Source organism: Sinorhizobium alkalisoli (genome assembly GCF_008932245.1).
Lineage (GTDB): Bacteria > Pseudomonadota > Alphaproteobacteria > Rhizobiales > Rhizobiaceae > Sinorhizobium > Sinorhizobium alkalisoli.
In genome coordinates this window covers 2752167-2778288 of sequence record NZ_CP034909.1, presented here as the reverse complement: position 1 = coordinate 2778288, position 26122 = coordinate 2752167, and the positions used below count along the sequence as shown (strand labels likewise).

Annotated in this window: 17 protein-coding genes; 5 read left to right on the top strand and 12 right to left on the bottom strand. The window is 62.1% G+C overall.

Annotation, left to right across the window (positions count from 1 at the left end; translation table 11 throughout):
* Nucleotides 1-100: 100 nt before the first annotated feature.
* Complete coding sequence (locus EKH55_RS13485; protein WP_069459124.1) at nucleotides 101-1090, bottom strand: alpha/beta fold hydrolase; 990 nt, start codon at nucleotides 1088-1090, stop codon at nucleotides 101-103.
* A 443-nt stretch (nucleotides 1091-1533) separates the two neighbouring features.
* On the opposite strand from EKH55_RS13485, the gene EKH55_RS13480 reads away from it, so the two are divergent.
* Nucleotides 1534-1995, top strand: a complete 462-nt coding sequence (locus EKH55_RS13480; RefSeq protein ID WP_069459125.1) for an Hsp20 family protein — start codon at nucleotides 1534-1536, stop codon at nucleotides 1993-1995.
* A gap of 81 nt (nucleotides 1996-2076) precedes the next feature.
* Here the strand turns inward: EKH55_RS13480 and EKH55_RS13475 are convergent, their stop codons facing one another.
* Nucleotides 2077-3123, bottom strand: a complete 1047-nt coding sequence (locus tag EKH55_RS13475) for a threonine aldolase family protein (protein WP_069459126.1) — start codon at nucleotides 3121-3123, stop codon at nucleotides 2077-2079.
* 540 nt (nucleotides 3124-3663) lie between these two features.
* Here EKH55_RS13475 and gltB point away from each other — a divergent pair.
* Together gltB and EKH55_RS13465 are read left to right on the top strand one after the other, a co-directional pair.
* Nucleotides 3664-8388: a glutamate synthase large subunit gene (gene gltB / locus EKH55_RS13470; RefSeq protein ID WP_069459127.1), complete on the top strand. Its 4725-nt coding sequence runs from the start codon at nucleotides 3664-3666 to the stop codon at nucleotides 8386-8388.
* A gap of 105 nt (nucleotides 8389-8493) precedes the next feature.
* Nucleotides 8494-9951 carry a glutamate synthase subunit beta gene (locus EKH55_RS13465; RefSeq protein WP_069459128.1) on the top strand — a complete coding sequence of 486 codons (1458 nt, stop codon included), beginning with the start codon at nucleotides 8494-8496 and terminating at the stop codon, nucleotides 9949-9951.
* A 214-nt stretch (nucleotides 9952-10165) separates the two neighbouring features.
* Here the strand turns inward: EKH55_RS13465 and EKH55_RS13460 are convergent, their stop codons facing one another.
* Together EKH55_RS13460 and EKH55_RS13455 are read right to left on the bottom strand one after the other, a co-directional pair.
* Nucleotides 10166-11422: an SGNH/GDSL hydrolase family protein gene (locus EKH55_RS13460; protein WP_069459129.1), complete on the bottom strand. Its 1257-nt coding sequence runs from the start codon at nucleotides 11420-11422 to the stop codon at nucleotides 10166-10168.
* An 80-nt stretch (nucleotides 11423-11502) separates the two neighbouring features.
* A complete protein-coding gene (locus EKH55_RS13455) occupies nucleotides 11503-12720 on the bottom strand; it encodes a lytic murein transglycosylase (RefSeq protein ID WP_069459130.1) in 1218 nt (405 codons plus the stop codon).
* A 451-nt stretch (nucleotides 12721-13171) separates the two neighbouring features.
* Here EKH55_RS13455 and galU point away from each other — a divergent pair, with 451 nt between their 5' ends.
* The gene (gene galU, locus EKH55_RS13450; protein WP_151611595.1) at nucleotides 13172-14059 is read left to right on the top strand and encodes a UTP--glucose-1-phosphate uridylyltransferase GalU; all 888 of its coding nucleotides are present in this window, start codon (nucleotides 13172-13174) and stop codon (nucleotides 14057-14059) included.
* 61 nt (nucleotides 14060-14120) lie between these two features.
* On the opposite strand, the gene EKH55_RS13445 is transcribed toward galU, so the two are convergent.
* From EKH55_RS13445 to EKH55_RS13435, 3 genes are all read right to left on the bottom strand, one after another.
* Nucleotides 14121-15551: an outer membrane beta-barrel protein gene (locus tag EKH55_RS13445; RefSeq protein WP_151611594.1), complete on the bottom strand. Its 1431-nt coding sequence runs from the start codon at nucleotides 15549-15551 to the stop codon at nucleotides 14121-14123.
* Between the two features lie 117 nt (nucleotides 15552-15668).
* The gene (locus EKH55_RS13440; RefSeq protein WP_069459133.1) at nucleotides 15669-16124 is read right to left on the bottom strand and encodes an NfeD family protein; all 456 of its coding nucleotides are present in this window, start codon (nucleotides 16122-16124) and stop codon (nucleotides 15669-15671) included.
* A gap of 10 nt (nucleotides 16125-16134) precedes the next feature.
* Nucleotides 16135-17121, bottom strand: coding sequence for an SPFH domain-containing protein (locus tag EKH55_RS13435; RefSeq protein ID WP_151611593.1), 987 nt, complete (start codon nucleotides 17119-17121; stop codon nucleotides 16135-16137).
* Nucleotides 17122-17332: 211 nt separating this feature from the next.
* Here EKH55_RS13435 and EKH55_RS13430 point away from each other — a divergent pair, with 211 nt between their 5' ends.
* Complete coding sequence (locus tag EKH55_RS13430; protein WP_069459135.1) at nucleotides 17333-19222, top strand: diguanylate cyclase; 1890 nt, start codon at nucleotides 17333-17335, stop codon at nucleotides 19220-19222.
* 96 nt (nucleotides 19223-19318) lie between these two features.
* On the opposite strand, the gene hemH is transcribed toward EKH55_RS13430, so the two are convergent.
* The 5 genes from hemH to EKH55_RS13405 all read right to left on the bottom strand — a co-directional run bounded on the left by hemH (nucleotide 19319) and on the right by EKH55_RS13405 (nucleotide 26068).
* Nucleotides 19319-20356 carry a ferrochelatase gene (gene hemH / locus EKH55_RS13425; RefSeq protein WP_069459305.1) on the bottom strand — a complete coding sequence of 346 codons (1038 nt, stop codon included), beginning with the start codon at nucleotides 20354-20356 and terminating at the stop codon, nucleotides 19319-19321.
* A 113-nt stretch (nucleotides 20357-20469) separates the two neighbouring features.
* Nucleotides 20470-22332 (bottom strand): bifunctional metallophosphatase/5'-nucleotidase, encoded by a 1863-nt coding sequence (locus tag EKH55_RS13420; protein ID WP_069459136.1) that lies wholly within the window; start codon nucleotides 22330-22332, stop codon nucleotides 20470-20472.
* Nucleotides 22333-22553: 221 nt separating this feature from the next.
* Complete coding sequence (omp10, locus tag EKH55_RS13415; RefSeq protein WP_069459137.1) at nucleotides 22554-22922, bottom strand: outer membrane lipoprotein Omp10; 369 nt, start codon at nucleotides 22920-22922, stop codon at nucleotides 22554-22556.
* Between the two features lie 530 nt (nucleotides 22923-23452).
* A complete protein-coding gene (locus EKH55_RS13410; RefSeq protein ID WP_069459138.1) occupies nucleotides 23453-24904 on the bottom strand; it encodes a homospermidine synthase in 1452 nt (483 codons plus the stop codon).
* A 285-nt stretch (nucleotides 24905-25189) separates the two neighbouring features.
* Nucleotides 25190-26068 carry a heme-dependent oxidative N-demethylase family protein gene (locus EKH55_RS13405; protein WP_069459139.1) on the bottom strand — a complete coding sequence of 293 codons (879 nt, stop codon included), beginning with the start codon at nucleotides 26066-26068 and terminating at the stop codon, nucleotides 25190-25192.
* Nucleotides 26069-26122: the final 54 nt, after the last annotated feature.

Here is a 26122-nt window from a genome sequence, read left to right as displayed (position 1 = left end):
AGGCATCAGGCCTCCTCTGCTGCATGTCTCCTTTGATCGACCTCGATTCAAAGGACAAAGACATGCAGCAATCCAAAGTGCTGCAGCGACCTTTGCGCGTCTAAGACGCGCGGCGCTGCAGGAACTGTCGTGACTCATCATCCTCCCCGGCTTCCGCCTGTGGCAGGAAGGCGAGAATCGCCGCCATGGCCTGGGCGCGATAGCGGTCGGCCTCCTGCAGCAGTTCGTGCCGTGCGCCGTCGATCGGTATCAGGTGGCCGGCGCGGAAATTGCTGGCAAGCCGTTCGATTGCGACATAGGGCACGAGTCCATCGGCGGTCGGCGCCAGCAGCACGGTCGGTACCGTGATCCTCGTCAGATGCTCGCGGCGCGTGACGCGCCGTATGGTTCGGAAGGCCTCGTTCAACCACCGCGCGGTCGGCGGTCCAAGGCTCAAGCGCGGATGGGTCTCAAGCAGCGCCAAGTTGCGGGCGTAGCGGTCTGCATCCCTGGTCAGCGGATTGTTCGTGAAGGGTCCATGGCTGCGCCCGTCCCGATGGAGCGGCAGTCTGCCAAGTCCAAGCCAGCGCATCACGGCCGCGACTGCAACGATGCCCGGTTCACCGATGACCTGCCCGCCCAGCCCCACAAAAGGGGCTAACAACACCATGCGGTCTACCCGAGTGGCCAGTGCCGGCGCCACCGACAGGCAAACGAGCGCTCCCATGGAATGGGCGACGATCGAAAAAGGCAGGCGTGTGTCCGGCAGCACGATCTGCTCCAGGAAAGTCATGAGGTCGCGCCCGTAATCGGCGAAATATTCCACATGGCCAAGCGTCGACTGCGCAAGCAGCCGTTCCGACCCGCCCTGCCCGCGCCAGTCGAAGGTCGCGACCCAATAGCCCGCCTCCATGAAATCGCCGATGGTTTCGAAATATTTCTCGATCGATTCGTTGCGCCCCTGCAGCAGCACGACGGTGCCGCGCGCAAAGCGCGCCTTCGTCTTGAAAATCGCGTAGCGGATTTTCCGGTTGCCGACGCCATCGAAAAAACCTGCCACTGGATATCCCGGGATCGGATTGTCGGGTGTGGCGTCGAGGATCGCTATCATGGGTCCGGGCGAGACGAAATGAACTCGAGTTGTTGTTGTCGGCGGGGACACGGGAAAGCTCGACCGCGCCGCGTCTTTCCATCCTTCTTCAGGGATAGGCTGTGGCTCATCGTCCGTCAAAGGAAAATGCCGGAAGCGGTGATGAAGTCCGGGCGATCACCGCTTCCGGCCGCTGAAGGGAGAAGGGACTTGTCACTTCAGCACTGGGGCTTTCGCTCCCAGCATTCTCTTTTGCGCGCGAGCCCATGAACCGCGGCCGAATCCGGCATTCATGCGGCATTCACAAAGGTTGGCGGATTGCGCAATACGCGGCCCTTGAACTCGGCGATGCGTGTTCCCATGTCATTCCCGGACGCCGTTGACGGGTCCGTTCACCGGTCGCGCCACTGCCTGGTGGGGTGGCAGGCCAGACATCGCAAACAGTTGCTCTTAAGGAGGACAACATGCGTCATTTTGATTTCTCCCCCCTCTATCGTTCCACCGTCGGCTTCGATCGCCTGTTCACAATGCTCGATAGCCTCGGCCAGCCGGATCAGGCGCAGACCTATCCGCCTTACAATATCGAGCGTACCGGCGAGAACGCCTATCGTATCACCATGGCCGTCGCCGGCTTCGATGAAAGCGAGCTCTCGGTCGAGGCGCGCGAAAACACACTGGCGATCAAGGGCGAAAAAAGCGAGGAAAAGGCTGACGAGACCCAATTTCTCCATCGCGGCATCGCTAAGCGCGCCTTCGAGCGCCGCTTCCAACTCGCCGACCACGTCGAGATCAAGGCAGCCTCGTTGAAGAATGGCCTGCTCCATGTCGACCTCGTGCGCGAGATCCCGGAAGCTGCCAAGCCGCGCCGGATCGAGATTTCTTCGGTTTCGTCGCAGCCGAAGCAAATAGAGGCGCAGAACGCCTAATTCACAGCCTCGGATTTCGGCGAACGGCGCCCTTTGCGGCGCCGTTATTTAATTGTGGCAACCCTGCGGTGCAGTTGCTCCTCAGCAGGCGGCGACGAAGCGGTCGACGTCGTCCGGTGCCGTGACGAAGCTCGTGACGAGGCGGTAGAGGCCCTCGTTCTCTCCAAGGATGCCGGCAAGGTGCTGCGGCACGTGCCAGTCGTAGAAGACGGCGCCCTCCTGCTGGAGCCGTGTCGCCATCTCGCGTTTCATGATTACAAAGACCTCGTTGGCCGCCGGCGTCCAGGCAAGACGGCTGCTCGCGGACGCCGCAATGCCGTCGGCGAGGCGTTTTGCCATGGCGTTGGCGTGGCGGGCGAGATCGAGCCAGAGGTCGCCCGCGAAATACGCGTCGAACTGGGCGGCGATGAAGCGCGACTTGGAAAAGAGCTGGGCCGTCTGCTTGCGCAGGAACTGCATCTCCGGCGCCTTGGATAAATCGAACAGGACCACGGCTTCGGCGCACCAGCAGCCGTTCTTCGTTCCCCCGAAGGAGAGCAGATCGACGCCGCGCTTCCAGGTCATTTCGGCCGGCGTGATGTCGAGACCAACGAGGGCATTGGCAAAGCGCGCGCCGTCCATGTGGAGCGGCAGCCTGTGCGCTCTGGCAATGGCGGCGATCGCCTCGATCTCGTCAAGGGAATAGACCGTGCCGCTCTCGGTGGCCTGGGCTATCGTTATGGCCATGGGCTGGCCGCCATGCACGAATTCTGGCGGAAAGCGGCGGATCTCCGCCTCGAGCCGTGCCGCATCCATTTTGCCGAAAGCGCCGTCGACCGGGTTGAGCCTTGCGCCGTGCGAGAAGAACGCCGGCGCACCGCACTCGTCGACATTCACATGGGCCTCGCGGTGACAGAAGACGACGCCGCCCGGCCGATTGGCGGTGGCAAGCGCCAGCGAGTTCGCCGCCGTTCCGGTACCGACGAAAAACACCGCGACCTCTCTGCCGAAAATCTCCGAGAACCGCTGCTCCACCTTTAGATCGAGTTCGCTCGCGCCATAAGCCGGAACACAGCCGCCGGCGTGCGCCGCCAGGGAGTGGGCAATTGCCGGATGGGCGCCGGCCCAGTTATCGGAAGCGAAGATCATGGCAAATCACCCTGTGCTCGACTGCTCTTGGCGAGACAATAACGGACTTCGGGCCACTGGCAATGCATTGCGATCTGACAAGACCAATACAAGACCAATTCGAAATGAAAGCGATATTATTGTGGGGCAAACGTAATTATATTTCAAAACTGCGAAACATTCGGCAATGTTCGACAAAATCTCCTCCACTAATTGCGGGCAGGCCCTTGCGGAGGGGAATGCTTTCTGGCATAGAGCGCATGAAATAGGACAGGCTTACTGTCCTATTTCGGTCTAGGGACCGGAACAATCGCTGGCAAGCACGCGCAAAGCGGCTTCGGCGGGGCGCAAGGGTTTCTCCCGATTTCATTCGGTTGTTAGCCACTGCCGTCAGAATGGTCGCAGACATTCGTGCCTGGTGCAGCCGCGCTTCATTTGCGACCTGATCAGGATCATGCGACGATAACGTCCGGCCTGCCGTACCGCGAAAGCAAACGCGAGGTGGCGACAGGCGGGCTCCGCGGTATGCCCGGGATTTCGGGCGCAACAGGAGGGAACAGGATGACGGATCATTCGCCATCGCACCAGATTGGGCTCAATCTCGCAACGAGCGCCGCGACGGCTGTGAAAACGCCCGCATTCCCGTCCGGACTGCCGCGAAAGCAGGGGCTTTACGATCCGCGCAACGAACGCGACGCCTGCGGCGTCGGGTTCGTCGCGCATATGAAGGGCGAGAAGTCGCACCAGATCGTGCGCGACGGCCTCTTCATGCTCGAAAACCTGACGCACCGCGGTGCGGTCGGTGCTGACCCGTTGATGGGCGATGGCGCGGGCATCCTCGTGCAGATCCCCGACCGCTTCTTCCGCGAGGAGATGGCGAAAGAGGGCGTCACCCTGCCGAAGGCCGGGGAATACGCCGTCGGCTATCTCTTCATGCCGCGTGACGAAAAGCTGATTGCCCATTTCAAGGATGTGATCCGGGAGGTCGTGGTGGAGGAGGGGCAGCATCTGCTCGGCTTCCGCGACGTGCCGGTCGACAATTCATCGCTCTCCAAGGCGCCGGACATTGCGGCCACCGAGCCGCAGCACGTCCAGGTCTTCATTGGCGCCGGCCGCGATGCCGCCACCAACGACGAATTCGAACGCCGGCTGTTCACGCTGCGCAAGGTGATCTCCAACCGCATCCATGCGGAAGCCGACGGCAGTGATCTCGGCTTCTACATCGTGTCGCTATCAACCTCGACGATCGTCTACAAGGGCATGTTCCTCGCCTTTCAGGTCGGCGCCTATTACAAGGACCTTGCCGACGAACGCTTCCAGTCGGCGGTGGCGCTGGTGCATCAGCGGTTCTCGACCAATACCTTCCCCTCCTGGAAGTTGGCGCACCCCTATCGCATGGTTGCCCACAATGGCGAGATCAACACGCTGCGCGGCAACGTCAACTGGATGGCGGCACGCCAGGCCTCGGTCTCCTCGCCGCTCTTCGGCGACGACATCTCCAAGCTCTGGCCGATTTCCTATGAGGGCCAGTCGGACACAGCCTGTTTCGACAATGCGCTCGAATTCCTGGTGCGCGGCGGCTATTCGCTCGCCCATGCGGTGATGATGCTGATCCCCGAGGCCTGGGCCGGAAACCAGCTCATGTCGGCGGAACGCAAGGCATTCTACGAGTATCATGCGGCGCTGATGGAGCCGTGGGACGGGCCGGCGGCAGTCGCCTTCACGGACGGCCGACAAATCGGCGCGACCCTCGACCGCAACGGCCTTCGCCCGGCGCGCTACATCGTCACCAGTGATGATCGCGTTATCATGGCGTCGGAAGCCGGCGTGCTGCCGGTCGCCGAGGACAAGATCGTCAAGAAGTGGCGGCTGCAGCCTGGCAAGATGCTGCTGATCGACATGGAAGAAGGCCGCATCATCTCCGATGAGGAGGTGAAGTCGGCGCTTGCAAGCAAGCACCCCTATCGGCAATGGCTCGACAATACCCAGCTCATCCTCGAGGACCTGAAGCCGGTCGAGCCGAGGGCGCTTCGCCGCGACGTGTCGCTGATCGACCGCCAGCAGGCCTTCGGCTACACGCAGGAAGACACAAAGCTTCTGATGTCGCCGATGGCAACGACCGGCCAGGAGGCGATCGGTTCCATGGGCACCGACACGCCGATCTCGGCGATGTCCGACAAGCCGAAGCTGCTCTACACCTATTTCAAGCAGAACTTCGCGCAGGTCACCAACCCGCCGATCGACCCGATCCGCGAGGAACTGGTGATGAGCCTCGTCTCCTTCATCGGTCCGCGTCCGAACATTCTCGACCATGAGGGCATGGCGCATGCCAAGCGGCTGGAAGTCCGCCAGCCGATCCTCACCAATGGCGATCTCGAGAAGATCCGCTCGATCGGCCACACGGAAGACCGTTTCGACACCAAGACGCTCGATTTCACCTACGACATTTCGCGTGGGGCCGAAGGCATGCCGGAAATGCTCGACCGCCTTTGCGAACGGGCGGAAGCGGCAGTCAAGGGCGGCTACAACATCATCGTGCTTTCCGACCGGCAGGTCGGGCCTGATCGCGTGGCTATCCCGGCGCTGCTCGCCACGGCGGCGGTTCACCACCACCTGATCCGCAAGGGCTTGCGCACCTCGGTCGGTCTCGTGGTGGAATCCGGCGAGCCGCGCGAGGTGCACCATTTCTGTCTGCTGGCCGGTTTTGGCGCGGAAGCGATCAACCCCTATCTCGCCTTCGACACACTGATCGACATGCACAAGCGCGGCGAGTTCCCCAAGGAAGTCGACGCCAGCGAAATCGTCTACCGCTACATCAAGGCGGTCGGGAAGGGCATTCTCAAGGTCATGTCCAAAATGGGCATCTCGACCTACCAGTCCTATTGCGGCGCGCAGATTTTCGACGCCGTCGGCCTTTCCTCGGCGTTGGTCGAGAAATACTTCTTCGGCACGGCGACGACGATCGAAGGCATCGGGCTCGATGAGATCGCGGCAGAGACCGTCGCCCGTCACAGGGCTGCCTTTGGAGCCGACCCGGTTCTCTCCAATGCGCTCGACATCGGCGGCGAATATGCCTTCCGCATGCGCGGGGAAAGCCATGCCTGGACGCCGGATGCGATCGCCTCGCTCCAGCATGCGGTGCGCGGCAACGCCGAGGATCGCTATCGCGAATTCGCTGCGATGATGAACGAGCAGGCGAGCCGCATGAATACGATCCGCGGCCTCTTCACCATCAGGCGCGCCGAGGACGCCGGCCGCAAGCCCATCGCGCTCGAGGAGGTCGAGCCGGCATCCGAGATCGTCAAGCGCTTCTCGACCGGCGCCATGTCCTTCGGCTCCATCAGCCGCGAGGCCCATACGACGCTGGCGATCGCGATGAACCGGATCGGCGGCAAGTCGAACACCGGCGAGGGCGGCGAGGAGAGCGATCGTTACCTGCCGCTGCCGGACGGATCGATGAATCCGGAGCGCTCGGCGATCAAGCAGATCGCTTCCGGCCGCTTCGGCGTCACCACCGAGTATCTGGTCAACGCCGATGTGCTGCAGATCAAGGTGGCGCAGGGCGCCAAGCCCGGCGAGGGCGGTCAGCTTCCCGGCCACAAGGTCGATGCGACTGTCGCGAAGACCCGGCATTCTACCCCAGGCGTCGGTCTCATCTCGCCACCGCCGCACCATGACATCTATTCGATCGAGGATCTGGCGCAGCTGATCTTCGATCTGAAGAATGTCAACCCGGAAGCCGATGTCTCGGTCAAGCTGGTGTCCGAAGTGGGCGTCGGCACGGTCGCGGCCGGTGTCGCCAAGGCACGCGCCGACCACATCACTATTGCCGGGTTCGACGGTGGCACCGGCGCCTCGCCGCTTACTTCGCTGAAGCATGCGGGCAGCCCTTGGGAAATCGGTCTTGCCGAAACCCAGCAGACGCTGGTCTTGAATGGCCTGCGCTCGCGCGTCGCACTTCAGGTCGACGGCGGTCTGAAGACTGGACGCGACGTCATCATCGGTGCCATGTTGGGGGCCGATGAATTCGGCTTCGCCACCGCGCCGCTGATCGCGGCCGGCTGCATCATGATGCGCAAGTGCCACTTGAACACCTGCCCGGTCGGCGTCGCCACCCAGGATCCGGTGCTCAGAAAGCGCTTCAAGGGCACGCCGGAGCATGTGATCAACTACTTCTTCTTCGTCGCGGAAGAAGTACGTGAAATCCTGGCGTCACTCGGCGTCAGGAAGCTCGACGAGATCATCGGTGCTTCCGAACTGCTTGAGCGCGACGGCATGATCGAGCACTGGAAGGCCAAGGGGCTCGATTTTTCGAAGATCTTCCACAGGGTGGAAGCGCCGAAAGAAGCGAGCTATTGGACGGAGCGCCAGAGTCACCCGATCGACGACATTCTCGACCGCAGGCTGATCGAGAAGGCGAAGCTGGCGCTGGAAACCAAGGTGCCGGTCGCCTTCGAAGCCGAGATCAAGAATGTCGACCGCTCGGCGGGGGCGATGCTTTCCGGCGCGCTTGCCAAGCGCTGGGGATACAAGGGCCTCAAGGACGACACGATCCACGTGACGCTCAAGGGCACGGCAGGCCAGTCCTTCGGTGCTTTCCTTGCGCGCGGCATCACCTTCGACCTCGTTGGCGACGGCAATGACTATGTCGGCAAGGGGCTTTCGGGCGGACGCATCATCGTCCGGCCGCCGGAAACCGCCAGGATCGTGCCGCAGGAGTCGATCATCGTCGGCAATACCGTGCTCTATGGTGCGATCTCCGGCGAATGCTACTTCAATGGCGTCGCCGGCGAGCGCTTCGCGGTGCGAAACTCCGGCGCGATCGCTGTCGTCGAAGGTGTCGGCGACCACGGTTGCGAATATATGACCGGCGGCGTCGTCGTCGTGCTTGGCAACACGGGACGCAACTTCGCGGCCGGGATGTCCGGCGGTGTCGCCTATGTGCTGGATGACGAGGGCGATTTCGCCCGTCGCTGCAACATGGCCATGGTCGAACTGGAGCCGGTTCCGGAGGAGGACGACATGCTGGAGAAGCTGCACCACCACGGCGGCGACCTCATGCACAAGGGCCGGGTCGATGTCTCCGGCGACATGACGCGTCACGACGAAGAGCGGCTCTACCAACTCGTTTCAAACCACCTGCATTACACGGGTTCGGTTCGCGCCAAGGAGATTCTCGAACATTGGACGGACTACCGGCCGAAGTTCCGCAAGGTCATGCCGGTCGAATATCGCCGCGCGCTTGAGGATATGGAGCGCATGAGAATGGCGGAAGCGGCCGAGTAACCGGCCCCGTGACCGCGGCCCCCGATCCGGTCTATCCGAAAGCGGGAGCCTTCACGCGCGCTTTACGGCGCGTCTGTTTGAGATTGAAGCTATCAGGATCGTAAGATGGGCAAGGTTACTGGATTTCTCGAGATCGACCGGCAGGTGGCGAAGTACCAGCCGGCATCCGACCGCATCCGCCACTTCCGTGAATTCACCATTCCGATGTCCGACCAGGAAGTGCAGAAGCAGGCCGCTCGCTGCATGGATTGTGGCATTCCCTATTGTCATGGGCCGACCGGTTGCCCTGTTCACAACCAGATCCCGGACTGGAACGACCTCGTCTACAACGGCAATTGGGACGAAGCGATCCGCAACCTGCATTCCACCAATAATTTCCCGGAGTTCACCGGCCGCGTCTGTCCCGCACCTTGCGAGGAGGCCTGCACGCTGAACCTCGAAGACGTGCCGGTCGCGATCAAGACGGTGGAGCAGGCGATTGCCGATAAGGCCTATGAGATGGGATATATCGTGCCGCAGCCGGCCGTCACCAAGACCGGTAAGCGGGTGGCGGTCATCGGATCCGGTCCGGCCGGTATGGCGGCCGCCCAGCAGCTCGCTCGCGCCGGCCACGAGGTTCATGTCTACGAGCGCGAGTCCAAGCCCGGCGGCCTTCTGCGTTACGGCATTCCGGACTTCAAGATGGAAAAGAACTTCATCGATCGCCGCATCGAGCAGATGAAAGGCGAGGGGGTCACCTTCCACTGTGGGGTCAATGCCGGCGTCGACCTGGCCGTCCAGCAGCTCCTCGACGAGAACGACGCCGTCGTCTATTGCGGCGGTTCCGAGACCCCGCGCGACGCCGGGATTCCGGGGGTGGAATTTGCCGGCGTGCACGATGCGATGCCTTATCTCGTTCAGCAGAACCGGCGCGTCGGTCGCGAGAACATAGACAGCGTCGGCTGGCCGTCCGAGCCGATCCTGGCCGGCGGCAAGCATGTCGTGGTGGTCGGCGGCGGCGACACGGCGTCCGACTGTGTCGGTACCGCCTTCCGCCAGGGTGCCGTCAAGGTGACTCAGCTCGACATTCGGCCACAGCCGCCGGAAAAGGAAGACAAGCTCGCCGTCTGGCCCTTCTGGGCGACAAAGATGCGCACCTCCTCCAGCCAGGCAGAGGGCGCGGTTCGCGAGTTTCAGGTGGCGACGCTGGAATTCGTCGGCGACGAGGACGGCATTCTAACAGGCGTCAAGTGCTGCCAGGTGGATGAGCGCCGCAAGCCGATCGCGGGTACCGAATTCGTCATCAAGGCTGACCTCGCCTTCATCGCCATTGGCTTCCGTGGGCCGTTCACCGACAGCGTGGTTAGGGATCTCGGCGACCGACTGGCCCTCAATGTCGACCGTCGCGGCTCGACCAACGTCGTTGCGAACGAGCGGGACTACAGGACGTCGGTCGAAAAGCTCTGGACGGCCGGCGACGTCCGCCGCGGCCAATCGCTTGTCGTCTGGGCGATCCGCGAAGGCCGCCAGGCGGCGCGCGCGATCGATGAGGCGCTGATGGGCTCGACGGTGCTGCCGCGGTAGCCGATGCGCGCATTCTGCCACTCTCCTCGGGTTTAACCCGAGGACTGACCCTCTTCCGGCACGCGGGGAGAGGAGACTGAGACGCTGCGGCAAGTCCTTCTCCCCGTAAAAACGGGGCGCAGGTGCCAATCCCCCTCCGCAGCTGCCGCGGAGATGGGGGGATGAAGGATGCCTGACAGCGGACCTTCCAAGCAGTGATCACCGACCGGATTGCTCAATTCCGCATCAATGGCTTGCTGATCACCGTCTCCGGCTTCGCGAGGCGAAAGTCATCAACGCGGCCGGGCGGGGCTGCGACCACCTCGCCCTTCTCGACGAGCAGGTCCCTCGCGCTCTTGCCATTCCCTTTCGGCGGATCGCCCGCACCGAGAAGCGCCGTCGCGCCGTCGAGTGCCGGGTCCGTCAGGCTGATCGGCTGGGTCCTGACGATGTCCTCGCTGGCGAGCGGTGTTGTGACGCCGAGATCCTTGAGACCCTCGGCGCCAGGAATATCGCTGCCTGACGTCATGCCACCGAGCAGCTTGCGGATCTCCTTCTCGACATAAAAGGCGAGCTTTCGCTTGCCGGCCTTCGTCAGATTGATGCCGTCGGAGCCGCGCAACCGGACCTGCTGCCCGTTGATATCCGAACCGGTCAGCACGAACTTGCCCTGCTCGTCGACGAAGCCGTCCCAGATGTCGATGAAATGGCCGCCCGCCTTTTCGGCCTCCTCGCGATAGATGCCATTGAAGGTCACCATGTCGGCGGTCATCGCGCTGGATTGGAAGGGCGGCATGCCGACCCAGAAGACCGGCAGATTGTCCTTCCGTGCGATCGCCGCCATCGTGCCGACGCGCCTGCGATATTCTTCGGTCCAGCGATCGGTCCGGAACTTTTCCTTGCTGTCGCCGACGCGCATCGTCTGGCGGTCGTTGGCGCCGATGCTGATGACGACCGCAGCGGGACTGAGTTCTGCCACGTAACCGGGCAAAACTTCCGGCCAGCCGAAATAATCGTCGCGCACGAGGCCCGAGGAACCGCTGGCGCGCGTTTCGATGGCTATGTTCGCCGTCTCCTCGAAGGCGACCTTAAGGCCGTCGCCGAGGCTCGCGGCAACGAAGTCGCCGACGACCAGGACCTTCTTCGCATCCGGCGATTTGTCGACGACCGGGGCAGGCGGCGGCGTCTCGGCGATGCGCGGCCTGGCGCTCTGCTGGCGCCGTTGCTGGACGCCTGTGGGCTGTGCCTTGCGTTTCTGGATTCGCCGCGGCCTCGGTGCCTCAGGGTACGCGTATCGGTCGTCATAATAGATCGGTCGCTGGCCCAGACCGAAAATGCGCTGCAGCAGGTTGCGCCGCGGAACCGGCTCCTGTGCCGCGGCCATGGTGGCAAAAAAGCCGGCAACGAGCATCGCCGCCGCCGCCGCGAGCACGGCTGCGAAACGGAGCGAATGCAAGATCTTTCCCTTGCCGCCGGTTCTCTCTGTAAACATGGCCCTCATCATACGCCGGATCGCGGCAATTTGGGACCGTCGAGCCGCAAATCGCCGCAATGTAAGCTGGGTCGTTCCACTCACTTTCGCAGCGCGCGCAGGAGATGCTGGTTCGGCTCACCGTCCGGTGTCAGACCATTTTGCGCCTGGAACGCCTGGATCGCGGCCCGCGATCCGGAGCCGAAATTGCCGTCCACCTCGCCGCTGTAGTAGCCAAGCTCCTTGAGGCGGCTCTGGAGCTCGAACTTCTCGCTAATATCGAGGGAGCCGTCCGGGCGCGGCCAGCGCTGGTGCATGCCGGAATAGCCGGCAATCTGGTCGGCGAGCAGGCCGACGCCGAGCGCATAAGAGTCCGAAGCGTTGTAGCGTTTGATGACGAAGAAATTCCTCGTCATCAGGAAGCCGGGACCATTGCCGCCGCTCGGCAGCTTGAGTTCGGCCCGCATGCCGGGATTGCGGAAGCCCTTGCCCCCCGGCCGAACGAAGCCGAGCGCCGCCCACTGTCCGATCGTCTTCGTCTGGCCCGAATATTTCGCGGCATTGACCGGCGGCACCACTTCGTAGCCCCAGGTCTCGCCAGTCCGCCAGCCGTTCTTTTTCAGAAGATTGGCTGCGGTTGCCAGTGCGTCCGGAACCGAGTTCCAGATGTCGCGATGACCGTTGCCATCGGCGTCGACGGCGTAGAGCAGGTAACTCGTCGGAATGAATTGTGTATGGCCCATCGCACCGGCCCAGGAACCGGTGAGGTCACGCGGCGCCACATCGCCGCTCTGCAGGATCTTCAAGGCTGCGATGAGCTGCGTGCGAGCAAATTTCGCCCGCTTCGAGTCGGCATAGGCAAGGGTCGCCAGCGCGCGCGGCACGTAGTGCAGCCGGTCGTCTTTCTCGAGGATGGCGCCGTAATTCGATTCCATAGACCAGATCGCCAAAAGCACCGATCCGTCGACGCCGAAATGCCGCTCGATGGCAGCGAGCGTCCGCGCATGCCTGGCCGCCATTTCCTGGCCGATGCGCTTGGTATACGGATTGACTCGCGAGTCGATATATTCCCAAATCTTGTGCTTGAACTCGGGTTGGTGGTTGGCTTTCTCGATGACCGTGGGGTCGGGCGTCGTTACGCCGGCAAAGGCTTGGCGGTAAGTCTCCCTGGAGATGCCGTTCTTGGCCGCGGTCGCGTAGAAGTCATTGATCCAGTTTCGAAAACCCGCGTCTGCGCGCGCAGGCGAGGCACCAGACGCGGCGGCGATGACGAGAGCGGCGGCTATATGCCGGAAGAACGTCCTGCGGTTTGTGATCATTTTGCTGTCGGTTCCGTTTCTCGGCGGAGCGTTCAGCCGGTGTTCATGCCGGACCGATTACTCCGGATTGCGAATGTCGGGTCCTACTTGAGGCCGTACGGCATCAGCCGCGACGGTTCAGTGGAGAAGCCTACAGAAACGAGGTCAACAAAGTCTTTACCATGAATGTGGCGAGTCGTCTTCCACGATGGAAAGTCGGCAAACCGCGTCTCGGCAAGTTTTCGTCAATCGGAGTCGATTATGGAAAGCGTGCAGAGATTCAAATCGTTACAGGAACTCACGCCCTTGGTCGGCGCAGGCCTGTTCCAGTTGGATTGCCTGGTTCAGGCGGCTGCGTGTCTCCCTAAAGCCTCGATTTAGGAGACAAGCAGCAATCAGAATGCCGCAGCGACACGTCTGAAACGACGGCGGCGCTGTAGAAGAGAACCATTGCCACTGCAAGGAGGTTTCCATGACCGAAAAGCGTAAAGTCCGCAAAGCCGTCTTCCCCGTCGCGGGACTGGGGACGCGCTTCCTTCCCGCCACCAAGGCCGTGCCGAAGGAAATGCTGACGGTGGTGGACAAGCCGGTCATCCAATATGTCGTCGACGAGGCGCTCGAAGCGGGCATCGAGCATCTGATCTTCGTGACGGGCCGCAGCAAGGCGGTCATCGAGGACTATTTCGACATCCAGGTCGAACTCGATCAGACATTGCGGGAACGCAACAGGAAGGCAGAAATCGAGCTTCTCGAAGCCATGCTGCCGAAGGCCGGCACCACGAGCTTCACACGCCAGCAGGCACCGCTCGGCCTGGGGCACGCGGTCTGGTGCGCGCGCGATCTCGTTGGCAACGAACCTTTCGCCCTGCTTCTTCCCGACATGATCATGAAGGGAGAGAAGGGCTGCCTCAAGGGCATGGTCGAGCTTTACGAAGAGAGCAACGGCAATGTCGTCGCCGTCGAGGAATGCGCGCCCGACCAGGCGCACAAATACGGCATCGTCGGCGTCGGCGAGCCGGTCGGCGACGGCTTCAGTATCACCAGAATGGTCGAGAAGCCCGCACCGGGCACGGCGCCTTCGAACTACTTCATCAACGGCCGCTACATCCTGCAGCCGGAAATCTTCCCCATCCTGGAACTCCAGGAGCGCGGTGCCGGCAACGAGATCCAACTGACCGACGGTATGGTGAAGCTTTCCGAGACGCAGCCCTTTGCAGCCTATCACTTCCGCGGCGAGACCTTCGATTGCGGCGCCAAGGACGGCTTCATCCTCGCCAACGTCGCCTTTGCGCTGGAGCGCGCCGACATCCGTCCGGTGGTCGAGGGACCGCTCAAGGGATTGCTGGAAAGGCTCAAGTGATCCAAGTTGGGTGCGAATTCCGGCCCCATGTTGGGGCGTGGCCGTTCGCGTTTACTGGCAATCAGCGTCGCAGCGTGAGTCCAACACCCACGCGCGCTGTTTCGCTCGAAGTCCCGCTGTCTCTGTTCGTGCGCTCGTAGCTCACATCTCCGGTGAGCGCGAGGTAGCGGCTCATGTCATAGGTCAGCCCGGCGCCCGTGCGCCAGGTTGTCTCGTCAGAGCCGGCAGCACCCGAAGGGAAATTGCGCAGCGTCACGCTGTTGGAGAGCCTGGCGGCGATATCCGACCTCATCTGATGCGTGACCACGTTCGTCAGCTGATAATTGATCGATCCCGCCTCGCCGGCTGTGGTGGACGGGTCAAGATACGTCAGGAAGCCGAACAGGACATCGGTGCCGCGTTGCGGCGACCAGTTGATACGCCCGTCGACCGATAGCCCGCGGAGATCGCCGAGCCGTGCATCGTCGAAACGGTGGGCCTCGTAGCCGGCCGCGAGCTCACCGTTGAGCTTCTCGCCGAGATCGACCTCCACGCCGGCACGGCCGGCATAGCTCTGATAGGAGCGTTCGAAGCCGAGCGTATCCTGCCTGAGATCATAGACCGATTTTCCGACGGAGCCTTCGAGGAAGGGGATGAGCGCCGGGGAGAGCTCTAAGCCGATGCGTGCGGTAAGCGTACCGATGTTGCGGCCCCTGTCCTCCTGTGACACCGTGGTCCCATCGTCGAGCTCGACATCGCCATAGGTGCGGCGTTCGAAATCAATGCCGATCGCGCCCCGGATCATGCCGAAGTCGCGCTCCGCCGCCGCGCCGAGTCTGTAACTGTTTACGCCGGATTGGGTCTCTGCATTGGCGATCGCGTTCGGATCGCTGGCGTCTTCGCGCTCGAAGCTGTAGCCTGCCCGGAGCCTGGCTATGGTGTCCTCGCTCAAGTCGAGCCGCAGTTCCGCATCGATGTCGGCACGTGGTTCTTCTTCACCCTCGCCCGAAACATTGTGCTGCAGCACGCCTTCGCCGGTCACGCTCAACTGATGGCGCGACCAATCCGAGGTGAACGACCCTTCGAGGCTGGTCTCGAGGAAGCTCCGGCTCTGGCTGTCGCCGCCGGTCTCCTGCCGCTCATGATTGAAGCTTTCGCTGAGCGCAGGCTTCAGGACGAAGGTGCCGATCCGGATACCCGCCGCCTCGTCGCCATAGGGATCGGGGCGGGCGCGCAGCCCGTCGATGGTATCTTCGCGTCGGTTGAGGCGGTTGAGATCCTCGTCGAGCGCCGGCGAGAGATCCGCACCGGCAACGGCGCCGGTCGTCTGCGGATCACTAATGGCCGGGCTCGTGCCGGTCAGGCTGGTGGCGACGCTGTCGTTCCCAAGGGGTGCGAGACTCTGCGCCAAAGCGGGTGTCGGAGCGAAAGCGGTCCAGCCGGCCAACAGCCACGCTGGCATTGTCACCCGCATGGCGCCCGCCAATTGAGAGCGTGAGGTAATGGGCGCCATCGATCGCTTGTCCGCATGTCCGATTGCAATTCTTTCACAATCGTAAAGCGGCGTGGTTAATCAATGGTTTCCGTTGAGCGCATCAGCCAAACAGCGCCGCAAGTCTTTCAACCCCCATCAGGCACGCTCAACCGTCAGGTGCCTTCCGGCGCTGGCGACGATGCGCACGCGTGTGCCCGCGGGAAGATCGGGTCCCTCGACCGCCCAGGTCGTATCGTCAAGGCGCACGCGCCCATGGCCCTCGGCGATTGGCTGTTCGAGCACCGCGGTGCGGCCGACCAGGCTTTCGGCACGCTTGTTGAGCAGCGGCTCGTCGCTCTCCTCGGAGGTGGCGACGATGCGGCGCCCAATCAGGACCGCGATCATGGAGAGCAGGGCGAACGCGGTGAGCTGGACCTGCCAGAGCCAGAATGCCGCGTCCCACAGGAGCAGGGACAGAACGCCAATGATGAGCGCCGCAAGCCCGATCCACACCAGGAATACGCCGGGAACGAGCACTTCCGCCGCCAGCAGCACGAGGCCCAGAACCCACCAGCTCCAGGGACCGAGTTCGAGAACGAGGCGGGCGACCATGGAGCGGACCTCACGGCGTCTCGAGCGGACCGGAGGCCGGACCGCTGCGCGGCGTGGAGGCACGCGAACGCGCGGCTGGCTGGCCCTCGGCGAAGACCTCTCGGGCAATTGCGCCGATGCCGCCAAGCGAACCGATCAGCGAGGCTGCTTCCATCGGCATCAGGACGATCTTCTGGTTATTTGCGGTACCTATCGACGCCAGGGCCTCGGTATATTTCTGCGCCACGAAGTAGTTGATCGCCTGGACGTCGCCTGCAGCAATCGCTTCGGAGACCATTCGGGTCGCCTTGGCTTCAGCCTCTGCCAGGCGTTCGCGCGCTTCCGCTTCGCGATAGGCGGCTTCCCGCTGCCCCTCGGCCTGGAGGATGGCCGACTGCTTGGCGCCTTCGGCGCGGAGAATCTGGGCGTTCCTTGCGCCTTCGGCCTCCAGCACCTGTGCGCGCTTCTCACGCTCCGCCTTCATCTGCCGGGCCATGGCCTCGACGAGGTCCGTCGGCGGTGCGATGTCCTTGATCTCGACACGGGTGATCTTGATGCCCCAGGGATTGGCCGCCTCGTCGACGACGCGCAAGAGGCGATCGTTGATCGTATCGCGGTTGGAGAGCAATTCGTCGAGATCCATCGACCCCATAACCGATCGAATGTTGGTCATGGTCAGGTTAAGGAGGGCGTTCTCGAGATTGGCGACCTGGTAGGCGGCCTGGGCGGCGTTCAGGACCTGATAAAAGGCGACTGCGTCAGCCGAAACGCTGGCATTATCCTTGGTGATCACCTCCTGGGTGGGCACGTCGAGAACCTGCTCCATCACGTTCATTTTCGCGCCGATGCGGTCGAAGACGGGCACGATGATGTTCAGCCCCGGTTCGATGGTCCTTATGTATCTGCCGAAGCGCTCGACGGTGTAGAGATAGCCTTGCGGTACGGTCTTGACCCCGGTGAGGAGCACCAGAAGGACGAAGACGACGAAAGCAATGACCGCGATATCCAGGCCGCCCAAGGATAGTCCTCCACTGTTCAACTTAAGCGATAGATGTGCCGCTTCAACCCAACACGTGGCGATTCGCTCCGAGTTTTCAAGCGGCAGCGGGCGAAACCGGCTCGGCTGCGAAAGAAAACTGTGCGCAATGTCAGACTCGCCTTAAGAAAGCTCAAAGGAGTTTTCGCGTATTGGTGGCCTTGAGAATCTTTTGGAAGGCCGATGCAGCGTGATGAATGGCATGTGGGGGCAATTTGTAGGCAATCTTGCTTTCGTAAGCTTGGCAATTTCTCTTTGGGCGCATCTGTCGATCTGGTTCCGCTCGCGGCTGGCCGATCGTGAAAACGCCGTGCTCGGGGCCATCGCAGGCGGCGCCTCCATCGGCTCCATTCTGCTCGCCATCGAGTTCGCGCCGGGCATCTATATCGACCTGCGTTTCGCACCGCTCGTGCTTGCCGGGATGTTTGGCGGGGCGCTCTCTGCCGCGATCGCCTTGACACTGGCGGTCGCCGTTCGTCTCGTGCTCGGCGGAGCAGCTGCCTCAGAGGGTATACTGGTCATGGCCGCTCTTGCGGCGGTCGGCCTCCTCGCCAATCTCTGCATGAAGAAGAAGCCGCCGACCTTCATGCACGTCGTCATGCTCGCCGCCGCCGTCGGCAGCGTGCTTGTCCTAACGATGGCGCTGTTGCCCACTCTTTCGAATGCTCGCACGCTCGCCGCAATCGGCCTGCCCATGACGGCGATGAATGTGACGGCGACGCTGATCTGCGGCGTCGTCATCCTGAAAACACGTCAGCTGGACCTCGAGCGCCGGATGCTCGAGACCGCATTTTCGCAATCGCCCGATTATCTCTATGTCAAGGACAGGGACAGCCGCTTCATCACCGTCAACGAAAACATGATCCGGCTCTACCGCTACAGGACGACAGCGGAGATGGTCGGCCTGTCGGATTTTAATCTCCAGCCGCTGCGGCTGGCAGAAGAGCTCTATCACAGCGAGCAGGAGGTCATGCGCACGGGCGTGCCTCTGATCGACTCCGTCGAGCACATCGAAGGCAGAGATCTTCTCGCCTCCAAGGTCCCGCTCAGGGATATGGAGGGCCGCGTGATCGGCCTTGCAGGCGTTACGCGGGACGTTACGGAACGGGTTGCTCTGGAGCGGGAACTGCGGGAAAACAAGGATCTGCTTTCCCATGCGATCGCGGGAATGTCGGATGGGTTTGCGATGTTCGACAGGGAAGGCTACCTGCTCTTCTGCAACGAGCAGTATCGCAGGGCTTTCCCGCTCTCCGGAGGCGCCCGGGTAATCGGCGCCCATATCAGCGAAATTCTGCGACGCGTCGCCGAAACGCGTGAGCGTTCCGGAGTCGACTATGAGGCGGTGGAAGAGTGGATCAAGTCGCTCAGCGCCGCTTTGCACCAGAACAAGGATGAAGAGGTTCAACTCCAGAATGGAGACTGGCTCAGCATTCGCACGAGGCTTGCGGCGGACGGCAGCGCGATGGTGGTCGTCTCCGACATCACCGCGACGAAGCAGTCCGAAATCGCGCTTCGGGTGTCGGCCGAGCAGTTGAAGAACCTGGCGGAGACGGACGGCCTGACCGGAATCGTCAACCGCCGCGCCTTCGACGAGGCCTTTGAGCGCGAGGCGGCCAAGTGCGCCAGGAACGATGCTTCACTCAGCCTGCTGATGATCGATATCGACCGCTTCAAGGCCTATAACGACACCTACGGGCATCCTGCCGGCGATCAATGTTTGCGCCAGGTGAGCAACTGTCTGCTGAAGTCGGCGAAACGACCCGCCGACATTGTCGCCCGCTACGGCGGCGAGGAATTCGTGGTCCTTCTGCCGGATACCAACGAGAAGGGCGCGATCACGGTTGCGGAACAGTTCGCGGAACTTCTCGAGGGTGAGAATATCGTCCATTCGCAGAGCGAGTTCCGGAAAGTGACCGCCAGCATTGGCATAGCCGTTGCGAGCGGCCCAGTCCTGCAGACGCAGCCGGATCTTCTTCTCTCGGAGGCGGACGCCGCGCTCTATGATGCCAAGGTGCAGGGGCGCAATCGCGTTCTCATCCGTTCGATCGCCGACGACCCGGCGGCCATGAAGAAAGTCGGATAGTACCGAGGAGGCACGGTCTGCGCCAGTTTGCAAGAGCTTGCCCTTACCCTGGGTCTTTCGCTCTGCAGCGTCAAGCGGAAGGCCGAGTGGCGGCCGTTAAGCCCACCCCTGCAATTCGCGCCGCACGACGTGGTGGAGCACCGCCATGCCCCCGGGGCTGTCGTTCAGACAGGGGATATGCGCGAATTTCTCGCCACCATTGTGGAGGAAGCTTTCGGCCGCCTGGCCGGCGATTTCCTCCAGGGTCTCCAGACAGTCGGAGACGAAGCCGGGATTGATCACTGCGATGCGCTTGACGCCGTCCCTGGCAAGTTTCTCGACCGTCGCGTCCGTGTAGGGCTGCAGCCATTCCTCCGGACCGAAGCGCGACTGGAAGGTAACCTGCAGCTTCTCCTTCGGCCAGCCCAGCCTTTCCTTGAGTAGGCGCGCCGTCTTCTGGCACTGACAGTAATAGGGATCGCCGAGGTCGAAGTAGCTTTTCGGGATGCCGTGGAAGGAGGCAAGGACGACCTCGGGCTGCCAATCGAGCGTCGCCAGGTGGTGATCGATCGAGGCGGCGAGCGCGTCGATATAGACCGGATCGTCGTAATAGGGCGGAACGGTACGCAGGGCCGGCTGCCATCGCATCTTGAGAAGCGCCTCGAAGGCCTTGTCGTTTACGGTCGCGGTCGTTGCCGCCGCATATTGCGGATAGAGCGGAAAGACCAGGATACGCTCGCAGCCCTGTTTCTGCAGCGCCTCCAGGCGCGAGGCGATCGACGGCTGACCGTAGCGCATGGCCCAGTCGACAACCACCTGCGGCTTGTCGGCGAGGCTCTCGGCCATCAGTGCCGCCTGGTTGCGTGTATAGGTCCGCAGCCAGCTTTCGTTCTTCTCCTTGTTCCAAATCAGCTCATAGGCCTTGCCGACCTTGCGCGGGCGCGTGTTGAGCACGATACCGTAGAGGATCGGGTACCAGAAGAGGCGCGACCATTCGATGACGCGCCTGTCGCTCAGGAATTCCCTGAGATAGCGGCGCATGGAGGCGAAATCGGTGCCGTCCGGAGTGCCGAGATTGACGAGCAACACACCGACCTTTCCGAAATTCACGGGCGGATGAGCGGGGGCGATCGGTTCTGCGGTTGCTTCGGTCATCGTCTTCCTCATGGGCGCCATATATTGAGCGGCACCTCTGCTTTCAAACACTTCTAAAAAGAAAAGCCGGCGCGGGAAAGCCCGCGCCGGCTCTAAACTTGAGGGAGATTGTCTTACTTCGCCGGAATTTCCAATTCGCGGCCGACCTCGAGCCTGCGCGGCGCCGGGTCGCCATTGGCAGCCGATATCTTTCTCCATGCCGCGCCGTTGCCGTAGAAGGACTCTGCGAGGTCCCAAAGCGTGTCGCCGCTGGCGACGATGTGCTTTTGCGGGCCGGCGGCTCCCGCCGTCGCTTCGGGCATCGCCTCGGTAGCGGCGGCGGTCGTCTCCGCCGGTTTCGCCTCGGCTCCCAGCTCAGCCGCCGGCGCTGCAGCCACCTCGGTGATGCGACCGTCCGTGTAGGGTGTAAATGGCTGGTGTGCTGCAAGATAATCGGCGAGCACCGTTTCCAACCCCGGACCGTAGTCGTAAGCGTTCTCGCCCCTCGTTTTGAAGACGGAATAGCCGTCGCCGCCGGCGCGCATGAAGTTGTTGCTGGCGAGCGAATAGGTCTTTTCAGGGGCAAGCGGCACGAAGTTTTCGCCGTCCTTCGTTTCGACGGAGACGAGGCGGCTGCCGGCTGGCTTGGACGCGTCGAAGGCGATCTTGAGGCCCGCCACCTGCGGGAAGCGTCCGCCGCCTTCCTCGATCTGGCTCAATCCGTTCTCAAGCGCGTCGCGGATTTCTGAGCCCTTCAATTGAAAAGTGGAAAGCGTGTTCTGGAACGGGAGCACGGTGATCACTTCGCCCATGGTCACGTCGCCCGCGTCGATCGACGCTCTGAGGCCGCCGCCATTGGTGATGGCGATGGTAACTCCCTGGTCCTTAACGCGTTCGAGCATGGCGTCGGCGACCAGGCTGCCCATCTCGCATTCCTTGGCGCGGCAATTCTCGCGCGACCCGTCGATCGGCGCCTCCGTCTTGGCGATAACCTTGGACCTCAGTTCCTCGATCGGCTTGGCGAGTTCCTTGACGCGGGCGACGACAGCTTCGTCCGGCTTGACGGAGAAATCGATCAGGATCGGGTCGCCCTTGGCGCTCTTCACGACGCCATTGTCGTCGAAGGTGACGACGAGATCGCCGAGATATTTGGTGTAGGCGCCGGCCTGTACCACCGGAACCTTGTAGCCGCCGGGATTGTCGACCATGGTCGGGTAGGGGCCTTCCGCATGTTCGTCGGTGTTCGAAAGAAGACTGTGGGAATGGCCGCCGATAACGACATCGACATCCGGGATTTTGGCGATCGCCGCCAGGTCGCGCGGATAGCCGACATGGGTCAGCGCGATGATCTTGTCGACGCCCTGCTTCTTCACTTCCTCGACGGCGCTGGTGATTGTCGCCACGTCCTCGCCGATCAGGATGTCCGGCCCCGGTGACGAGAGTTCCGCGGTGTCGTTGGCAACGGCGCCGATGACGGCGATCTTCTCGCCGCCGACGTCGAGAACGATCGACGGCTTGATTCGGTCGCCGATCTTCGACTTGTGGCTCGGCAGCACGTTGGCGGTCACGACCGGGAAGGTGACCTTGTCGAGGAAGCTTGCGAGCCCGTCCTCGCTCTCGTCGAACTCGTGATTGCCGACGGTCATCGCGTCGAATTTCATCAAGTTCAGGAACTCCGCTTCCGCGTCACCTTTATAGGTCGTGAAGAAAAGCGATCCCTGGAAGTTGTCGCCGGCGTTCAAGAGCAGCACATTCTTGCCGGCCAGTTCCTGTCGCTTCTGGTCGATCAGCGTCTTCAAGCGGGCGACGCCGCCGAAGCATTCGTTCTTCTCCTCCTCTTCGGCCGAGCAGGTCGAATCATATTTGTTGATCGACTCGATGCGCGAGTGGAGATCGTTGATATGCAGAATGTTCAGTTCGTAGTCGGCGAAGGCGGCGCCCGATGAAAGCGCAAGAAGCGAGGCGGTGATAAGGCCAGTCCGCATGTGTCTGATCATGATGTTCTCCCTGTTTGCCTGTGCACGTCGTCCGACTTCGACGCCCTTCGCCGGGGCCGCGGCCGATTTTTCCAGGCCGGATGGTTTCACCAGTCGCGGCCGACTGCAAGCGTTAAGCGTGTCGTGCTTCCGCTCAGTCGAATCAGTGTTAAAGCGCTCGTCGGAAATGAAAAAGCCCCCGGGGCGGGGGCTTTTGGAAGACATTTCAGGAATGCCTCTTCTCAACCCTGGCGGGCCAGCGAGAATTGCGCGCCGGAGTCCGTGGTGCAGTTCAGCTGATTGGATGTCACCAGCGCGCAATTGACCTTGGATTGCGTGTTGCGCACGAGCGAGGTCATGTTGATCTCGACCAGCGTCGGGCTGACATTGACGTAGCTGCCGGAGGCAAGAAGCTGGTTGGTGTCGGTAGTCCGAGTCGAGAAGGTACCCCCTGCGAATGTAGAGACGATGCCGTTCGGATCGACCCAGGCGCCTTCCACACCGGCGGGCTGGCTTGCCTGCGGCATCGGTCGGACGGTCCTTGATGTCGCGTGGCATGATGTCAGCGCCGCGGCGGCGGCAAGAAGTGCAAGGGTGGCGAATGGCTTCATTGGCGTTTCTCCCGCGTCACAGATTGCAGCGGATGCGAACGCAAAACCGCTTCACACTCGTCCGCTCTAGCGCATAAATCTTCGATCCGGAACCGGCTAAAGGCAAAATCGGGCACAAATTCAAGGCGCTGCAGCGACTTTTGTGCACAAAGCGCCTCGCCGACAGGGATGCGGAACCATGCCGCGATCAGGAGTTGAACGCAAGAGCGGGCTTGTTGCGAGGCCCGAAACGCGATGAGTGCCCGAAGCGGACCGCCCCGGGCGCAGGCGATTCTTGTTGAACCGGAGCAAATGGGCGCACCAGCGCCCATACCCCGACGGCCATATTACAGCGCCGCGCGTCTTTTCAGGCGCGCAATGGTTGCTGTAACTGTTTGAATCTGCGTATCGAGCTTTCCGAAAATCGGGTACGATTTTCGGGCCGATGCGCTAGAGCGGATGCGCTCACGTACGTTCGCGCTACCGCTCTATCTGCTTGTTTTTGCCGCATTTGTGCGACGTCAGGTGATTCCACCTGACTGCAAAATGCTCTAGCGGACCAGGATATTGCGGAACTGCCAAGGGTCGCGGGTGTCGATGTCCTCGGGGAAGAGGCCCGGGCGGCCGTCGAGCGGCGTCCAGTCCGTATAGTGGCCCTCGACTGGACCGAGATAGGGCGATTGCACTTCGAGGCAGCGCCTGTAGTCCATCTCGTCGGCCTCGACGATGCCCGCGTTCGGGTTCTCCAGCGCCCAGACCATCCCGGCGAGAACGGCGCTCGTCACCTGCAGGCCGGTCGCATTCTGGTAGGGCGCGATGCGGCGGGTCTCTTCGAGCGACAGGCGCGAGCCGTACCAGTATGCGTTCTTGGCATGGCCGTAGAGCAGCACGCCGAGTTCGTCGATGCCGTCGACCAGTTCGTTTTCGTCGAGGACGTGCAGTTCCGGCTGCGCCTTGCCGCCATTGCCGAACATCTCATGCAGCGACAGGACAGCGTCGTTGGCGGGATGATAGGCATAGTGGCATGTCGGACGGTAGGCGACGTCGCCATTCTTGTCGCGAACGGTGAAGAAGTCGGCGATCGAGATCGATTCATTGTGGGTGACGAGGAAGCCATATTGCGGGCCGGGCGTCGGGCACCAGGTGCGAACGCGGGTGTTGGCGCCCGGCTGCTCGAGATAGATCGCCGCCTTGCAGCCTTTCTTGTGCTGCTTCGCGTTCTTGGGCATCCATTCTTCATGCGTGCCCCAGCCGAGTTCGGCCGGTTGCAGACCTTCAGAGATGAAGCCTTCGACGGACCAGGTGTTCCAGAAGACGTCGAGCGGCTTGGGGTTCTTCGTCCGCTGGGTGTCGCGTTCGGCGATGTGGATGCCCTTGACGCCCACCTTCTTCATCAGCTTCGCCCATGCCTCGCGGTCGTCCTGATGCGGCTCCTCGTATTTGAGGCCGATGTCGTCGGCGAGATTCAAGAGAGCCTTCTTGACGAACCACGAAACCATGCCCGGATTGGCGCCGCAGGTGGAAATCGCTGTCGTGCCGCCGGGGTTCTTTTCCTTTTCGCGGCGGACGGTCTCGCGGAGCGCATAATTGGTGCGGTCGGCGTTGTCCATTTCAGTGTCGAAGTAGAAGCCGAGCCAGGGTTCGACGACCGTGTCGATGTAAAGAACATCGAGCTTCCGGCAGAGCTTCATCAGGTCGAGCGACGAGGTGTCGACCGATAGATTGACGCAGAAGCCCTGGCCGCCGCCCTCGGTGAGCAGCGGCTTGAGGACTTCCTTGTAATTGTCCTTGGTCACGTATTCGCGGACGTGCCGCACGCCATGGTGTGCGAAAAGCTCCGCATCCTTTGCATCTTCGCGCGGTTCCACCACGATCAGCCGGTTCTTGTCATATTTGAAGTGGCGCTCGATCAGCGGCAGTGTGCCGTGGCCGATCGAACCGAAGCCGATCATGACGATCGGGCCGGTTATCTCGCCATAGACCGGATAGGTGGTGTCTGACATTTTAGCGTTTCTCCTGGCAAAACGTCTCAGTGGTGATTGAACGCGCGGAATGGCGGGCCTACAGCGCCGCGCGTCATTTCAGGCGCGCAAAGGTCGCTGTAGCACTTTGAATTGCTGCATGTCTTGGTCCTTCAACCGAGGTTGATTAAAAGGAGACATGCAGTAGTTCGTTCTTGGGGCCTGCTGCAGCAATCTCTGCGCGCCTGAAAAGACGCGCGGCGCTGTAGAGCACAGTTTCCTGTCACAATAAAGGGCCGGCCGGTCAACCGCGATCTCAATAATTGCTTAACCGGCAATCGAGGCAAGGGCCGAAATCAGGGCTCCCCGCTTGCTGACTAGGCCCTTGTAGGCCGCTTGCGGCAGCGTCAATTCGCGGAGCTGGGTAATGAAAGAAAGGGCAAGCCTCGCCGCATCGGGGCGGCTCCCGAGTGCCGCGAGCGGATCGGAGTAGATGCGGATCGTGAACGCGATCGCGCCCGTTTCCGGCAGTTTTCGCAGTGTCTGTCTTTCGACCCGGATATAGGTTCGCTCTTTTTCGAGGGCGACGGCCTCTGCGCCAATGTCTTCCGTTTTCGACTTCGGCAGGTGCAGCGCGCCGTCTGCGTTTATTGCCCAGTTGAAGCGTTCGACGAAGCGGTCGGGCGGCAGCCGGTCGAACATGCGGGCGATCAGTTCCGCATTGCGCGAGCCCGCTGCGAAGCCGGGAACGGGCGCATGGATCTCGTCCATCGAGCGGCCGAACTTTTCCGCAAGCGACCAAGAGGAGGGAAAGGCGATATAGGCGGCGGTGAGGCGCCATTCGCCGTCTTTGCACTCCATGATGGCGAGATCATCCTGGATGAGCGCTCCGGCGGAGAGGATCGGGGGGTCGCCATTCAGGTTCACTTCGCGCCCGCCGACGACTATCGTCTCGCCATCGCGCCGATAGATATGTGGATAGCGGCGCAACAGATAATCCATGAGCAGCGAGAGAAGCTCCCGCTGGGCGTTGCCGCTTTCCGCCGCGGCTGCGAAGACGCTGCTGCGGTTTTCGATCAGCAGCCGCGACTTTTCCGATAGATAGAAGTCGAGCGCCTCGTCCGGCTCAATCCACCGGTCGGAATCGAGCTGGGCGAGACCGATTGCAAAGGGCTTCGACGTGCCGTCGTAAGGCGTGTGCTTCATTCGAGATGACTCGACTTGACCATTCCCTCGGGTTTCGCATGTTAATGCGACTTG

What these genes read in the sequence shown, in the direction of transcription:
- EKH55_RS13465 (WP_069459128.1), top strand. Translation starts at nt 8,494, where the DNA reads ATGGGCAAGGTTACTGGATTTCTCGAGATCGACCGGCAGGTGGCGAAG.
- EKH55_RS13440 (WP_069459133.1), bottom strand. Translation starts at nt 16,124, where the DNA reads ATGGTCGCCCGCCTCGTTCTCGAACTCGGTCCCTGGAGCTGGTGGGTT.
- EKH55_RS13420 (WP_069459136.1), bottom strand. Translation starts at nt 22,332, where the DNA reads ATGATCAGACACATGCGGACTGGCCTTATCACCGCCTCGCTTCTTGCG.
- EKH55_RS13455 (WP_069459130.1), bottom strand. Translation starts at nt 12,720, where the DNA reads ATGATCACAAACCGCAGGACGTTCTTCCGGCATATAGCCGCCGCTCTC.
- EKH55_RS13430 (WP_069459135.1), top strand. Translation starts at nt 17,333, where the DNA reads ATGAATGGCATGTGGGGGCAATTTGTAGGCAATCTTGCTTTCGTAAGC.
- EKH55_RS13480 (WP_069459125.1), top strand. Translation starts at nt 1,534, where the DNA reads ATGCGTCATTTTGATTTCTCCCCCCTCTATCGTTCCACCGTCGGCTTC.
- gltB (WP_069459127.1), top strand. Translation starts at nt 3,664, where the DNA reads ATGACGGATCATTCGCCATCGCACCAGATTGGGCTCAATCTCGCAACG.
- EKH55_RS13410 (WP_069459138.1), bottom strand. Translation starts at nt 24,904, where the DNA reads ATGTCAGACACCACCTATCCGGTCTATGGCGAGATAACCGGCCCGATC.
- galU (WP_151611595.1), top strand. Translation starts at nt 13,172, where the DNA reads ATGACCGAAAAGCGTAAAGTCCGCAAAGCCGTCTTCCCCGTCGCGGGA.
- omp10 (WP_069459137.1), bottom strand. Translation starts at nt 22,922, where the DNA reads ATGAAGCCATTCGCCACCCTTGCACTTCTTGCCGCCGCCGCGGCGCTG.
- EKH55_RS13405 (WP_069459139.1), bottom strand. Translation starts at nt 26,068, where the DNA reads ATGAAGCACACGCCTTACGACGGCACGTCGAAGCCCTTTGCAATCGGT.
- EKH55_RS13460 (WP_069459129.1), bottom strand. Translation starts at nt 11,422, where the DNA reads ATGTTTACAGAGAGAACCGGCGGCAAGGGAAAGATCTTGCATTCGCTC.
- EKH55_RS13475 (WP_069459126.1), bottom strand. Translation starts at nt 3,123, where the DNA reads ATGATCTTCGCTTCCGATAACTGGGCCGGCGCCCATCCGGCAATTGCC.
- EKH55_RS13445 (WP_151611594.1), bottom strand. Translation starts at nt 15,551, where the DNA reads ATGGCGCCCATTACCTCACGCTCTCAATTGGCGGGCGCCATGCGGGTG.
- hemH (WP_069459305.1), bottom strand. Translation starts at nt 20,356, where the DNA reads ATGACCGAAGCAACCGCAGAACCGATCGCCCCCGCTCATCCGCCCGTG.
- EKH55_RS13485 (WP_069459124.1), bottom strand. Translation starts at nt 1,090, where the DNA reads ATGATAGCGATCCTCGACGCCACACCCGACAATCCGATCCCGGGATAT.